Raw genomic sequence first — 14,177 nt, forward strand, 5'->3', positions numbered from 1 at the left:
GTCTCGCGAGCAGCTACCACCAGCTGGGGAGGATCGCGCAGGAACGGGGGGACTATGCGACGGCCGAGCGGTACTACCGGGACTCGCTGGCCATCAAGGAGGAGGTGGGTGACCGCGCCGGTCTCGCGAGCAGCTACCACCAGCTGGGGAGGATCGCGCAGGAACGGGGGGACTATGCGACGGCCGAGCGGTACTACCGGGACTCGCTGGCCATCGAGGAGGAGCTGGGTAACCGCGCCGGTCTCGCCAGTACATTGAGCCAGATCGGCATTCTACGCACTGAACAGGATCGTCCTGCAGAAGGCGTGACCTCCCAAGTGCAGGCACTCGCCCTGCGTCTCGACATCGGAGACCGAGTCCAGACTGACCTTTACTGGCTTCGCCAACAACGTGCCTTGCTGGGGGATGAGGCATTCCGGGCCATCCTCCGCGACATGCTTAGCGACGACGACAGTGTGGGCGTGATCATGGATGCCACTCAGCACCGAGGTGATGCCACACCTGAGTCTCCATCGCCAGACTCGGGCGGTCAGTGAAGCAAAGAGAGCCGTAGACCCTGGAAGAGAAACAAGACTGGCTGAAGGTGACGGCCAACCGTGGGCGTTCCAATGTGGTGAGTGGGAGGAGATCGGGCCGGGCAACTGCCGGCTGCTGATCCTCTGGGTAGGGTTAGCACCGTCCGCTGTGATCATGAAAGCGAGTGGAAGAGGTTCCGGAATGGTGCGCGCCCCGAAGAGCGTGGGTGTAAGACTGAATCTGCATGTGCTGGAGATCGCGGGCACCTGGGAGCCAAACGATGCGGAGCGCCGCGCCGCCTGGGAACTGTACGTGGAGCTGGTGACCCGGGTCTCGGTAGTGCCGCTACGCGCTGATGAGGGACTGCTCCGAGAGGCACTGACCAGCCTGTACTCGCTGTTCGCCACCACACGGGAGGTGCTGCGGAAGCATGGTCCAGACGTTGCAGAGCCGAAGCGCAACGGACAGTACAACTTCGGCTATCTCGCGGTGGCGATGCTGAACTTCGGCGTCCGGCCTCTACTCGCGCGCTGGCACCCGGCGCTGGAGGACTGGGAGAACCAGCGCCCCACCGACCGGTCCCGCCGCGATCACGAACAGGCATGGCCCCAGGCCGCCGAACTGCGTCAAGCCCTGCAGGATACCCGCAGCATCCTCAGCGCCTACGCCGACTTGCTCGCCAGCGCCTGCGGCGTGCCCAACCTCCTCGATGCCGTTCCCACTACCGACTAACAACTCGCTAGCCTGACCACACCGCATCCGCGCCCGGCGGGGTCACCGGACGTATCGGCAGCACATCGACCAGTGCGGGTGCTGGGTGGGGGATAGATGCATGTTCGAACATGCGTTCCGTTCTGTCCCTTTCGACTCTGGAGTGCCGATCAGCCAGGCGGCTGATCGGCACTCGGTGTGGCTTGGGTGGTGGCTGCGGCCTATCTGTGGCCAGATTCCGCATCCGATCCCGCCTCGGACGACGTCCGGGCAGGTCAGGGGGCAAATCCTTGAGGACTGCGCCAGTCACTTCTAAGCACCCGGTCTCCGGAGATGACTTTTTCGCTGCTGAATCAAGGCCCTGTGGTCGCTGTCGCTTCTGCGGGCGCGCAGGGCGGGCCCCCGGGAGCATGAAGCGGGAACCCCACAGTCGCGCCCCGGCGGGGTCTCGGGCTACGGGATGGCTGGCGCTTCCCGCGGAATGCTCAGCCGTTCGTGGTCGAGGGTGGATGGCACGGGGAAGGGGTGGGTAGCGGGCGCAATCATAGGACAACCCGTAGTGCCGCTGTAGCCCAGCGGGTCGGCGTTGCAGACCTTAGGTCAGGTCATGCAAATGCGAGTCACGATTAAGGTGACCATGAGACTATTTACGTGCACGAGGCGTTCACCAGAAGTTCCACCCATCGGGCTGCGGAGCAACTATGAATGATCACGATGATGCTGCTAGTCAACCTGGCTACATGCGTCTCTTTCCGTTTTACTCGGACCAGCGTCGAATAATCGAAACGATTGTGGCAACCCCGTCGCCGTGGGGGATACCTCTGGCAGTTGGAGTTGGTGGAAAGACCGATCAAGGTGCAGCCTTGCTTAGCATCATAGCGGAATCTCCCAGTACCTGGATTCGAACTGCGGTAAGCATTGACAAGCAAGAGTTGGAGCTGCTTCATCTCCAGCGTCTAGCGACAGATTGCAGGCTTGCGACAGGCGTAGAGATCTATGATGCCGTGTTTCCGGTTCCCCCGGGGCAGGATCCGCCGGATCTACATTCTCAGAAGGGCGACGAGAAGGTCGGCTGGGAGCTCACTGTATTGAGCGATGGAAAGCGTCGGCTCGCCTACGCGCTATTCGCTGAGGTTAATAGGAGGCTAGTCTTTCAACAAAGACATCGCATCAGTCACCTCGCTGGCTACCATGTGAACATGTGGTTTGGCCTAGCAAACGACCGCGCAGGCCTGCCGTTCAAGTCAACAAATGAAGCAGGGTACGATCAAATCATTGAAGCCCTAGTTGCCCATCGCCCCGACCCGAACCAGTTCGCGGCATCAAATGGCACCATTCCTCAGCAGCTAGAGGACTTCGGTCCCGTGCAGACGGTTGAGCAGGTGAGCTTTACTTCAGCTCCCCTCCTGAACGGCGTTGCAGACTCTCCCCTGTATGCCATGACAGGACTGACAACCGGACTTGCTTTCCAGTCTGATCATGTCGCGTCAGAGGAATGGGAAAGCGTTCAGAATATCGTTCAGCGTAAGGACAAGCCTGCGAATAATCGCCTACTTATCTCAGTTGGCGCCCCTGACGCTTCAGGTCGATGCCTGCCTAGCGAGGAGATGCTCGCGGAGTTCCTAATAGCCAACCCTGAACCAGTAACAGCCACTCACTTGTCGTCTGTTATAGTTCACTTCTGGAGTACGGGCAAAGCAGTAGAAATCCTTGGCGACTCGCCGCTCGAACTTTGGCCGCCTATTTACCAGGGGCGAGTTCCGTCGTGGCATCCATTCAATAGCCTCGCTCAATGAGGGTGTCAGGATAAATGTAGCTTTATTTTCTCTGGCGATCCATCTCTCTCGATTGAGAGTATGAGAGCTGAGGCGTGGTGTCGCATCGCGCCAATTCGCGCCAACAGGCCATTTTCAGCTTGGGTGCCCGGCACCCATGCGCGGTCTGACGCGGGTTCGCACACTCATGCCGTTGCCGGCTTGGGGGTCACAGTCCTTCAGTCGGGGGTGTGTCAGGGCCGTCTGTGGGCCGTCCGGAGGTACCCGAGGCCGACGAACAGCGACAGTCGCTAACCACTTTGTGCCAGGCCCGACGCTGTCTGTAACTCATTCGCCCAGGTGGCTCTAAGAGAAATCATTTCCTGCGCAACAAGCGGCAGGAGTGGGAGGAGTACCGCTCCGAGGTCACCGCCTTCGAGCTCCGCAAGAACCTCCCGGTGCTGTAATCGCAGGTCAGCAGTACGAACGGCCGGAGGCCGGCGGACACAGTCCGTCGGCCTCCGGCCGTATCGCCGCGCTGGCCACATCGCCGACGTGCTGAGGCAGTACCTGCCCCGTGCGGCGGAGCGCCCGTACCCGCGTTCCATCGGGATCCTGAGCAGTGCCCCAGAGGACCTGTCCGAGCGCGTTGACGACTACCTGGCGGAGGGCTTCGCGTCGTGGACACGGGGCCGTTGGTCGCCTTGGCGAACCCCAACGACCGTCACCACACCGCATGCCGTTCGACGAAGACGCTCACGGGGCTAATCCGCCGTGGCGTCGTCGATGGGCTCGTTGAGTACGTGCAGGCCGCTGGCGAAGTGCGTGCTGAGCGCGATGGCGGCCAGGATGCCGGCGAAGACGAGCATTGCCGCTGTCGGGCTGAAGGCCGAGGCCAGGGCTCCGGCACCGAGGGCGCCGAGCCATCGGATCGAGGCCGCCCCGAAGTTGATCGCGCTGGTCACCCGGCCCATCAGCGCGTCCGGGATCGTCCGTGCCTCGTAGGTGGCGAAGACGACGTTGATCGGCGCGATGAGGAACATCATCAGCGCGAGCAGGGTGCCGATCAACCACGCCTGCGACACCAGAGCGATCCCGATGAGTACCCCGGTCGTGGTCCAGGACACGACGATGACGAGCAGCCGTCCTGGCACGCGCTTGGCGATCCGACCCGAGAGGAACGAGCCGGCCAGCCCGCCCACAGCGCCGAGAGAGGTCGCCGCGCCGACCAGGGTGGCACTGCCGTGGCGGCTGTGGATCAGCACGATGACCAGGAGGAGCATCCCGGCGTTGCACGCGTTGGCGAGCGCGGCCCAGATGGTCAGGAACCTCAGGTAGGCGTTGCCGCGGATGAAGCGGAATCCGGCGCCGATGCTGGCGACCATCGATTCATGGGGCTCACGCTCATCGAGGTCAGGGCCGAGCGGCCGCCGAATGAGCAGTACTCCCAGCGCACTGGCCAGAAATGACACAGCGTCGCCGAAGAACGGTATCCACCGGGCGACGCCGAACAGGAAGCCGCCGGCGGACGGCCCGGCCAGCCTGATCGCCATGGTCCGGCCCTGCAACTGGGCGAACGCGGTGGGGAGTTGCTGTTCCGGAACGACGCGACGCAGCGCGGCGAACTCCGCTCCGCCCGCCAGACCGCTGACCAGGCCCTGGACGAATCCGACCGCCGCAATGTGGGCGACGTTGACATGGTCCGTCGCCACCGCGACCACGACCGTGGCCACCGCGACCGCTTGCACGAGTGGTCCGGCGGTCAGGATCGTCCGGCGCGATATCCGGTCCGCGAGCGCCCCGCCGATCAGCATGGTGACCAGCCCGCCGATGCTGACGGCGGCCGTGACTGCACCCGCACCCGACGCGGATCCGGTCACTCCGAGGATCAGCAGCGGATAGGCGACGACCGACAGCGCCCCGCCGAACTCCGAGACCGTCTCGCCGATCCACCAGCCGGTGTAGTCGCGGTTGCGGAACAGCAGCCGAGCCCGGCGTCCCGTCTCGTCGGATGTCTCGTCGGACGCGGCTTCGGTGGCGGTCACCTGCCAGATCTTAGTCGTGGCCGATCAACTGGATTGCGGATTAACGGAAGAGGGACCAGCCTTGTTCTGCCGACCCAGGTTCGTTGCCGCCCTCCGCCGTCCGCGGCTTGTTGCTGTTGCTCGGCTCCGCCTCGCTGGCCAACTGCGGGAGGGGGCGGCCTGGTTGGGCGCCGTAGGCCCGTGCGGCGGGGCGTGCGGGCTGGCCAGGGTCGCGCGGCGGTCGGCGTGGTCCGTTTTGGGGTCACTCAACCTACTTTGGGGTCACTGCCTCGACGTGCATATCGGACATACAGGGCGGGATCCATCGGACGAGTGACCCGAAAGTAGGTCAAGTGACCCCAAATGCGTAGGGAACCTACCTAACGAATCGTTTCTGCAGGCACCCCCGACTGACCCGCCGCCCGGCAACGGCGGCCGCCCCCACCCTCCCCGGCCTTGTCGCCGCGAGGCGGAGCCGAGCAACAGCAACAAGCCACGGGCGGCGGAGGGCGGCAACGGACCCGCCATGTAAGCCACCCACAGCTTCCGCCGACCAGCAACGGCGCCCCGCCTCCTCCGCCGTCACACCAGCACTGTCCCGCCGTCGACGACCACAACCGAGCCGGTGCTGTAGGCGCCGCGCATCAGGTAGAGGTAGGCCTCGGCGACGTCAGATGGTTCGCCGATGCGGCCGGTGGGGAGGGACTCGGCGGCGGACGCGAACAGCATGTCGCGCTCGGGCTCCGGCAGGTCGCGCCAGAGTTCGGTGCGGACGATGCCTGGGGCGACCGCGTTGACGCGGAGCGGGGCGAGTTCGAGGGCCAGGGCCCGGGTGAGGGACTCCATCGCGCCGCACAGGCTCGCCGCGACGGTCGTGCCCGGCAGCGGACGGCGTCCGGCGGTGCCGGTCGTCAGCACCACGGAGCCGCCCTCCCGGATCGACGGGGCCCCATACTTGACGGCCGTGTAGGCGCCCCAGAGGCGGGTGTCCAGGAAGCGGCGGGCCCGCGAGAGGTCCGACTCGGCGAGGCTCTCCAGCAGCAGCGAATCGCCCGCCGTGAAGACCAGGTGGTCGAAACCGCCGATCCGCTCGAAGAAGGCGGCGACGGCGGCCTCGTCGGTCGCGTCGAGGACGTGACCCTCGGCGCCCTCCGGCAGCTGCTTCAGCGCGTCGTCCACGCTCTCCCGCCGCCGCGAGGCGACGACCACTCCGGCGCCCTCCCGTGCGGCTGCCTCCGCGACCGCGAGCCCGATGCCCGCTGTGCCGCCGATGACGACGATCCGCTGTCCCTGCAGGTTCATGGCGCTTCCCTTCGCATGACCGGTTCTGACGTGATCCAGCCTGCGGCCGCGTCCGCCCCGCCGTCCAAGACCTCTCTTGGCGGTGGCGATACCCTGAAGGCATCGCCATCAAAGCCGGGGAAGGGGCGGGCATGGACCTCGACCTGCGGAAGGTCCGTTACTTCGTAGCCGTCGCCGAACTGCTGAACTTTGGGCGTGCGGCCGAGCGGCTGCACATCGCCCAGCCCGTGCTGAGCCGTCAGATCCGGGCCCTGGAGAAGGACCTGGAGGCGTCGCTGTTCGAACGGGACAGCCACGGCGTGACCCTGACGGCTGCCGGCCGCCAGCTCCTCGACGACGCGCGGCACCTGCTAGCCTCCGCCGACGCCACCCGCCGCAGGGTCCATCGGGCCGCCCGTGGTCCGCGCCGCCTCGTCGTCGGGTTCCGGGCCGGAGTCGTCGTCACCCGGGCGATTCGGGCCTTCGGCGCTGCCCACCCCGACGTGGAGGTCCAGGCCCGCCGCGTCGAATGGGACGACCAGGAGGACCTGCTCCTGGACGGGACCGTCGACGTCGCCTACCTGCGCAGGCCGATCTGGGAGCAGGGCCTGAAGCTGCTGCCGTTGTTCACCGAGGCGCGCGTGGCCATGCTTCCGGCGGAGCACCGGCTCGCGGGCAAGCAGGACCTCGCCATGGCCGACCTCGACGCCGAGCCGCGGCTGCGCTACGTCGACGCCGGACCGGACGATCTCCCGATCCGCACCATCGAGGAGAAGTTCGAACGCGTAGCGGGCGGCCATGGCATCACCCTCGTGCCGCAGTCCGTCGCCGAGCAGTACTCGCGCCCGGACATCACCTATGTACCCGTCCGCGACGCCGACCCTGACCAGGTGTTTCTCGCCTGGGAGGCCGGCCGCCGCTCGCCGCTGATCGCCGCCTTCGTGGCGGTCGCGCAGGGTTGAGGACGGACGCCACCGAAGGCGGAATGTGTTCGGCGAGTCACTGTGTGTCGTGATCGGATGGGCGTATCTGACAGGTACGACCCGAGAGGTTCCGATGAGTCGCAGCACCGCCGGGCATGCCGCCCGCACCCGCAAGACCGTCCTACTCCGCGCCGGTCACCGCCGAGGTGGGCCCGCTCACCGTTCCCAAGGCTGGGGCGCTGGCGGCGCGGCTCGGCTACGTCACCTACGGCGGTGACCGCACCTGCACCGGCGACACCGTCACGGTGAAGTCGACCCACGGGCCGAGGACGCTGCTCAGTGGCCGGACAACCGGGTTGACGACATCATGGACTCCACCATCACCGAGCAGCCCCCGGCCGACCGGTTCGTCCGCACTCCGGACTACGAGAACCAGATGGGCTACAACTCGGACCGGTTCGACATCTCCCGGGCCCGGCTCTCCGCGTCCGGTCCCCGGCCACTCCCTAACGGACCATCAGATCCGGCATCTGACGCTCCGTCGTGTTCGGATGAGATGATCCGCCAGTACGACCAGTACGAACCGAGAGGGCCCGATGCATCGCAGGACCGCAGTGACGACCCCCGACCGGCAGATCGCGTTCCGCTACCTCGCGCAGGACGACCACTCGTTCGACGACGACACCGCAGGCGGCCACGACGGATACAGCAGCTACCTCCATGCCTGACACAGGACCGGCCCCCGGCCCTTACGTGCATCGTGAGCCCGCGACGCTGGGCACATGCGTGGTGCGGTGTTCCGCGTAGTCGGGTGCGTGCCCGCCCCCGGGCCGTAGCAATAAGGGCAACCAGTACTGCCGACCAGGAGAACGACCCTGAAGAGCGCCGCTACCGCGACCTTGGCCGCTGTACTGCTGGTGATCGCCGCACTGGCCCCCGTGCTCGCCGTCGCAGCCGAGCACCGGTACCGGGCCGTGGGCCACCGCATGGCGGTCGTCTTCGACGCGCCCTACACCGACGCCTCGAACTGGACCCTGGGTCACACCTCGGCCTACCCGCCACCCGACACGCACCATCGCCAGTGCAACCGCGCCAACGGCAAACTCGACTGCATCAGCCCGGCCTGGTCCGCGCCCACCGGCAGCACCTTCACCGCCCACCGCACTAACTCCGGCTGCTGGCAGGCCGACGAGGCCAGCACCGAGTACAGCCCGCGGCACTTCCAAGTGCAGACCGGCGACGAGGTCCGCGCCCGCGTCACCCTGAACGCCGACTCCGGCGCCTGGGCCTCCCTGTGGACCTGGCCCCAGGAAGTCGACCTATTCGAATACCATGCCGCACACCCCACCAGACTCGAACTGGCCAACCACGCCAACCCCACCGGGTACCGGCCAAAAGGTTCCTACCGCCTGTACGACCACCTCATAAGACCCGGCACAGCCTTCACCCTGGACGTACGACTGCTCGCCGCCGGCGTGCAGTGGCGCGTCAACGACCGGCTGGTCTTCACCTCGGTCGCCCTGCCCAGCACATGGAAGTCGTACCTGATCGTCAACCTGTCCATCGACTCCGGCACCCGCGCCCCGACCAAGCACGCCGCCAAGGCAGCCTTCACCCTGGCCCACCTCACTGTCCTGCGCCCCATCTGAAGCGGTCAGCTCAACCCCGCCGACGCTACCACCGCAAATAAGGACATGAGGGGTGCCGGGATCGCGCACGTCTCAGGATCCGCCGTTGTGATCAGCGTGCTGTTGTCCCGCGAGTGCTGCCGGAGGCAGCGCGGCCCAGAAGCGCAGCCCGGTCAGCGAGGGCAGCCGGTCACGGTCCATGCCCAGGACAACGGTCGCCCCCGGGCAGGAGTCACGGCGCGAGTCCGCCGCCCACCGTAGGAGTCACGGCGCCGCACCGGGACTCCATCCCCCGGGGGCGACCCCCCGGTCCCCTGCGTTCACCCGAGTCGCCCACCGTAGGAGTCACGGTGCCGCACCGGGACTCCATCCTCCGGGGGGCGACCCCCCGGACCCCCGCGTTCACCCGAGTCGCCCACGGTAGGAGTCAGGGCGCCGCACCGGGACTCCATCCTCCGGGGGGCGACCCCCCGGTCCCCCGCGTTCACCCGAGTCGCCCACGGTAGGAGTCAGGGCGCCGCACCGGGACTCCATCCCCCCGGGGGGCGACCCCCCGGACCCCTGCGTTCACCCGAGTCGCCCACCGTAGGAGTCACGGTGCCGCACCGGGACTCCATCCTCCGGGGGGCGACCCCCCGGACCCCTGCGTTCACCCGAGTCGCCCACCGTAGGAGTCACGGTGCCGCACCGGGGAAGAACGGCTCAGTGGCACGTAGGCTCGGATCTTGGTTCGGTTGTTGTTCGATGTTCGACGGTTGATCGCATGGGAGGGGCAGCGCCTTGGAGCAGGCAGGCGGCGGTTTGAACGGCCCCACGGCCGGCGGTGACGGCTATGCGGCGTTCACGCCCGCGGAGCCACGGAGCGCGCGGCGGGTGAATCCGGCCGCACGGCTGGTGCGGCGCGGGTTCACCGATCCCGAGGCGGCCGTCAGGCGTCTCGCGGAGCCGGACCTCGCCGCGCACGCCAGCGACAGCGTGCTGCTCGACGCCCTCGCCGCCACCGCCGACCCCGACCTGGCCCTGCAGGGTCTGGCCAGACTCGCCGAGGCCTGCGCACCGGCCGAGCGCCGCACCCTGCTGGACACCGTCACCACGGCCAAGCCGCTGCGGGACCGGCTGCTCGGCGTCCTCGGCGCCAGCGCCGCCCTCGGCGACCACCTCGCCCGGCACCCCGAGGACTGGCACGCCCTGGTCACCTTCGAGCTCCACGACATCCACCCGGGTCCCGAGGAGTTCCTGCGCACCCTCTACCACCACATCTGGGACACCCACTCCCACCTGCCCCGCGCCGACGCCCTCCGCACCGGCTACCGCCGCTGCCTGCTGGGCATCGCCGCCCGTGACCTCACCGGCACCACCCAGATCAGCCAGACTGCCGCCGAGCTGGCCGACCTCGCCGGGGCCACGCTCCAGGCCGCGCTGGACATCGCCGCCGAGGAGGATCCCGCCTCCGCCGCGGCCTGCCGGCTGGCGGTCGTCGCCATGGGCAAGTGCGGCGGCCATGAGCTGAACTACGTCTCCGACGTCGACGTGATCTTCGTCGCCGAACCGCGCGAACCGCGCGAGCCGCGCGAACCGCACGAGGGCGGCGGGAGCGACGACGGCACCGCCGTCCGGGCCGCCACCCGCCTCGCCGCGCGGCTGATGCGGCTGTGCTCGGAGACCACCCGCGAGGGCGTGATCTGGCCGGTCGACGCCAACCTCCGCCCCGAGGGCAAGAACGGACCGCTGGTCCGCACCCTGGCCAGCCATCTCGCCTACTACCAGCGCTGGGCCAAGACCTGGGAGTTCCAGGCCCTGCTGAAGGCCCGCCCGGTGGCCGGCGACGACGAACTCGGCCGCGCCTACCTGGACGCCGTCACCCCGATGGTCTGGCAGGCCGCCGAACGCGAGAACTTCGTCCAGGACGTCCAGCAGATGCGCCGCCGGGTCGTCGACGCCATCCCGGCCGCGGAGGTCGACCGCGAGCTCAAGCTCGGCCCGGGCGGGCTGCGCGACGTGGAGTTCTCGGTCCAGCTGCTGCAACTGGTGCACGGCCGGGCCGATGTGACGCTGCACAGCTCCACCACCCTGGACGCCCTGGCCGCCCTCTCGGCCGGCGGCTACGTCGGCCGCGCCGACGCCGCCGCGCTGGACTCGGCGTACCGCTTCCTGCGGGCGATGGAGCACCGGATCCAGCTCTACCAGCTGCGCCGCACCCATCTGGTGCCGACCGGCGAGGACGACCTGCGCCGGCTGGGCCGGTCGCTGGGGATGCGGGCCGATCCGGTCCAGGAGCTGCGGCAGGAGTGGCGGCGGCACGCCCTGGAGGTCCGCAGGTTGCACGAGAAGCTGTTCTACCGCCCGCTGCTGGACGCGGTGGCCCGCCTCGACGCCGCCGAGGCCGGTCTGACGAAGGCTCTGGAGAACACAGCCGGCGGCGGTCTCAGCGCCTCCGCCGCGCAGGCGCGGCTGGCCGCCCTCGGCTACCGCGAGCCGGGCGACTCGCTGCGCCATCTGCGCGCCCTGGCCGGCGGGGTGAGCCGGCGGGCCGCGCTGCAGCGCACCCTGCTGCCGGTGATGCTGGGCTGGTTCGCCGACTCCGCCGACCCCGACTCCGGCCTGCTGAACTTCCGCAAGGTCTCCGACAGCCTGGGCTCCACCCCCTGGTACCTGCGGCTGCTGCGGGACGAGGGCATCGCGGCCGAGAGCCTGGCCCGGATCCTGTCCTCCGGACGGCTCGCCCCCGACCTGCTGCTGCGCGCCCCCGAGGCCGTCGCCCTGCTCGGTGACCGGGACGGGCTGCTGCCGCGCGGCCAGGAGGCGCTGGAGCGCGAGATCGACTCCGCCGTCGGGCGTGCGGCCGACGCCCCCGCCGCGGTGGCCGCAGCCCGATCCGTGCGGCGCCGGGAGCTGTTCCGTACCGCGGCCGCCGATGTGTTGGGCCGTTTGGGTGACACTCCGGGCGCGTCCGTCGAGTCCTCGGGTACGGCGCTCACCGGGATCACCACCGCCACCATCGCCGGCGCCCTGCGCGCCTGCACCGACGCGCTGGAGGCACGCACCGGCGAGCCGCTGCCGACCAGGATCGCGGTCATCGGCATGGGCCGGTACGGCGGCGGTGAGCTCGGCTACGGCAGCGACGCCGATGTCATGGTCGTCCACGATCCGCTCCCGGGCGCCGACGAGACCAAGGCGACCAACGCCGCCCGGCAGGTCTTCGAGGAGGTCCGCAGGCTGCTCCAGCTGCCCTCGACGGAGCCTCCGCTGCTGGTCGACACGGATCTGCGCCCCGAGGGCCGGCAGGGGCCGCTGGTGCGCACCCTGGCCTCCTACGCCGCGTACTACCGGCGCTGGTCGCGGACCTGGGAGAGCCAGGCGCTGTTGCGGGCCGCCCCGGTGGCCGGGGACGCCGACCTCGGCGCCGCCTTCGTCGAGCTCGTCGACCCGCTGCGCTACCCGTCGGCCGGGGTCAGCGAGACCGAGTTGCGCGAGATCCGGCGGATCAAGGCCCGGGTGGAGACCGAGCGGCTGCCGCGCGGGGCGGACCCCACCACCCACACCAAGCTGGGCCCGGGCGGGCTCGCCGACGTCGAGTGGACCGTCCAGCTGCTCCAGCTGCAGCACGGACACCGGGTGCCCGGGCTGCGTACGACCAGGACCAGGCAGGCTCTGGCCGCAGCGGTGGAAGCGGGTCTGGTGACGCCGGAACAGGCGGAGCGGCTGGACACCGCCTGGGTGCAGGCGACCCTGGTGCGGAACGCGGTGATGCTGGTGCGTGGCCGGGCCGGGGACAGCTTCCCCGGCGACTCGAACGAGCTGGCGGGTGTGGCCCGCTACCTCGGCTACGGGGCCGGGCACGCGGGGGTGATGCTGGACGACTACCGGCGCAGGGCCCGGCAGGCGCGGGTGGTGGTGGAAGACCTGTTCTACGGCTGAGGGCGCGCCGGGGAGCGCGCGCCGGTCAGCGGTTGGCTGCCACCGGGGCGCGCTCGGCCTGGCCGGAATCGGAATCCGAATCCGCGTCCGAATCAGCGTCCGAATTTGCGTTCGCGTCCGGCTTCGGGCCGGCTTCCCCGTCGTCCGGCGTCGGCCCGCTGCCGGGGGCGGCGCCGGTCAGGGTGGTCGGCTCGGCGCTGGTGCGCGGGAAGGCGAACACCCAGCGCCCGTACACCAGCCGGGAGCTCAGCAGCCCGGCGCCGGTGCAGGCCGCCCCGGCGACCGCGTCCATGAAGAAGTGGTTGGCGCTGGCCACGATGACCAGCAGGGTGACCAGCGGGTACAGCAGCGCGACCACGCGCACCCAGCGCCGGCGGGCCAGGAAGGCGATGGTCAGCCCGCACCAGAGGGACCAGCCGATGTGCATCGAGGGCATGGCGGCGAACTGGTTGGAGACGCTGGCCATGTCGCCGGAGGCCATCGAGCCCCAGGTGTGGTGCTTGGCCACGGTGTCGATGAAGTCGCCGTCGGTCATCAGCCGGGGCGGGGCCAACGGGTAGAAGTAGTAGCCGAACAGCGCGATCGCCGTGGTCACGAACAGCGAGAACCGCGCCGCCGCATAGCGCCCCGGCTGGGTGCGGAACAACCACACCAGCACGCCGATGGTCATGATGAAGTGCAGCGTGGCGTAGTAGTAGTTCATGCCGGTGATCAGCCAGGCCACCGAGTCGATCGAATGGTTGATCGACCGCTCCCAGGCGATGCCCAGGGTCTGCTCCAGGTGCCAGACGTCGAGGGCGTTCCGCTCGGCCCGGTTCTTCATCTCCGGGACGGCGTTGCGGACCATCGAGTAGATCCAGTAGCTGATGCCGATCAGCAGCAGCTCGAACCAGATCCGCGGGTGGCCGGGGGAGCGGAAGTGACCGCGCAGCGGGTGCCACGACCGCCGCCAGGCGCGCAGCGCCCGGCCCTGTGCTCCGTCGGTGCTCGTGATTCCGTCGGGGGCGACGGAACCGGACGGACGCACCGCTGTGGCGACGGGTGCGACGCCTTCGTGGTCCCGCTCAGGTTCCCCCATGGGGCAGTAGTCTGCCATGCGGCCTCCCGGGACCCGATCACCCTCTGGTTGGGGATTCGCTCGCTGATATCCCTCTGAAGTCCTACTCACGTCCTACGGCAGTACATCGCGGAGCCAGACGGCGGCTCCGAACACGCACGCGATCCTATCCGGCGTGGCGCAGTCGCGTTACTGGGGGCCATGTACATACCTGTGACCAGGGTGATTCGAATGAGTCGGTTGGAAATCGTTTCTGCATCTTGCTGAAACATCTTGCGAACAGTACGGTCCTGGCATTGCTGACGCCGCCTCAAGGGAGAGCCCGCGTGGCCATCAGGTCCCAACGCACCAGATCCCAACGCCGC

9 protein-coding genes and 1 pseudogene are annotated in these 14,177 nt (G+C 68.6%); 7 read left to right on the plus strand and 3 right to left on the minus strand.

All coding sequences use genetic code 11. The annotated features are described in order from the left end of the window. From ABH941_RS05215 to ABH941_RS05230, 4 genes and pseudogenes are all read left to right on the plus strand, one after another. Positions 1-536, plus strand: a 536-nt coding sequence (locus tag ABH941_RS05215; protein ID WP_370127388.1) for a tetratricopeptide repeat protein, incomplete at its 5' end; no start/stop codon positions are given. A 181-nt stretch (positions 537-717) separates the two neighbouring features. After that, entirely contained in the window at positions 718-1,248 is a 531-nt protein-coding gene (locus tag ABH941_RS05220; RefSeq protein ID WP_370127389.1) for a hypothetical protein, read from the plus strand. 719 nt (positions 1,249-1,967) lie between these two features. Beyond that, positions 1,968-3,023 (plus strand): hypothetical protein, encoded by a 1,056-nt coding sequence (locus ABH941_RS05225; protein WP_370127390.1) that lies wholly within the window; start codon positions 1,968-1,970, stop codon positions 3,021-3,023. A 338-nt stretch (positions 3,024-3,361) separates the two neighbouring features. Continuing rightward, positions 3,362-3,448 (plus strand): annotated as a pseudogene (locus ABH941_RS05230) (glutamine synthetase); the annotation flags it as partial. Between the two features lie 297 nt (positions 3,449-3,745). Here the strand turns inward: ABH941_RS05230 and ABH941_RS05235 are convergent. Both ABH941_RS05235 and ABH941_RS05240 read right to left on the minus strand, forming a co-directional pair. After that, the gene (locus tag ABH941_RS05235; protein WP_370127391.1) at positions 3,746-5,026 is read right to left on the minus strand and encodes an MFS transporter; all 1,281 of its coding nucleotides are present in this window, start codon (positions 5,024-5,026) and stop codon (positions 3,746-3,748) included. 561 nt (positions 5,027-5,587) lie between these two features. Continuing rightward, a complete protein-coding gene (locus tag ABH941_RS05240) occupies positions 5,588-6,307 on the minus strand; it encodes an SDR family oxidoreductase (protein WP_370127392.1) in 720 nt (239 codons plus the stop codon). 131 nt (positions 6,308-6,438) lie between these two features. Between ABH941_RS05240 and ABH941_RS05245 the strand changes: the two genes are divergently transcribed. From ABH941_RS05245 to ABH941_RS05255, 3 genes are all read left to right on the plus strand, one after another. Beyond that, positions 6,439-7,248 (plus strand): LysR family transcriptional regulator, encoded by an 810-nt coding sequence (locus ABH941_RS05245; protein ID WP_370127393.1) that lies wholly within the window; start codon positions 6,439-6,441, stop codon positions 7,246-7,248. Positions 7,249-8,108: 860 nt separating this feature from the next. Further along, positions 8,109-8,858 carry a hypothetical protein gene (locus ABH941_RS05250; RefSeq protein WP_370127394.1) on the plus strand — a complete coding sequence of 250 codons (750 nt, stop codon included), beginning with the start codon at positions 8,109-8,111 and terminating at the stop codon, positions 8,856-8,858. A gap of 852 nt (positions 8,859-9,710) precedes the next feature. Further along, positions 9,711-12,755 (plus strand): bifunctional [glutamine synthetase] adenylyltransferase/[glutamine synthetase]-adenylyl-L-tyrosine phosphorylase, encoded by a 3,045-nt coding sequence (locus ABH941_RS05255; protein ID WP_370127746.1) that lies wholly within the window; start codon positions 9,711-9,713, stop codon positions 12,753-12,755. A gap of 25 nt (positions 12,756-12,780) precedes the next feature. Here ABH941_RS05255 and ABH941_RS05260 read toward each other — a convergent pair whose 3' ends face one another. Further along, positions 12,781-13,833, minus strand: coding sequence for a phosphatase PAP2 family protein (locus ABH941_RS05260; protein WP_370127395.1), 1,053 nt, complete (start codon positions 13,831-13,833; stop codon positions 12,781-12,783). Between the last annotated feature and the right edge of the window lie 344 nt (positions 13,834-14,177).

The organism is Streptacidiphilus sp. EB103A, from assembly GCF_041261405.1.
GTDB lineage: Bacteria > Actinomycetota > Actinomycetes > Streptomycetales > Streptomycetaceae > Streptacidiphilus.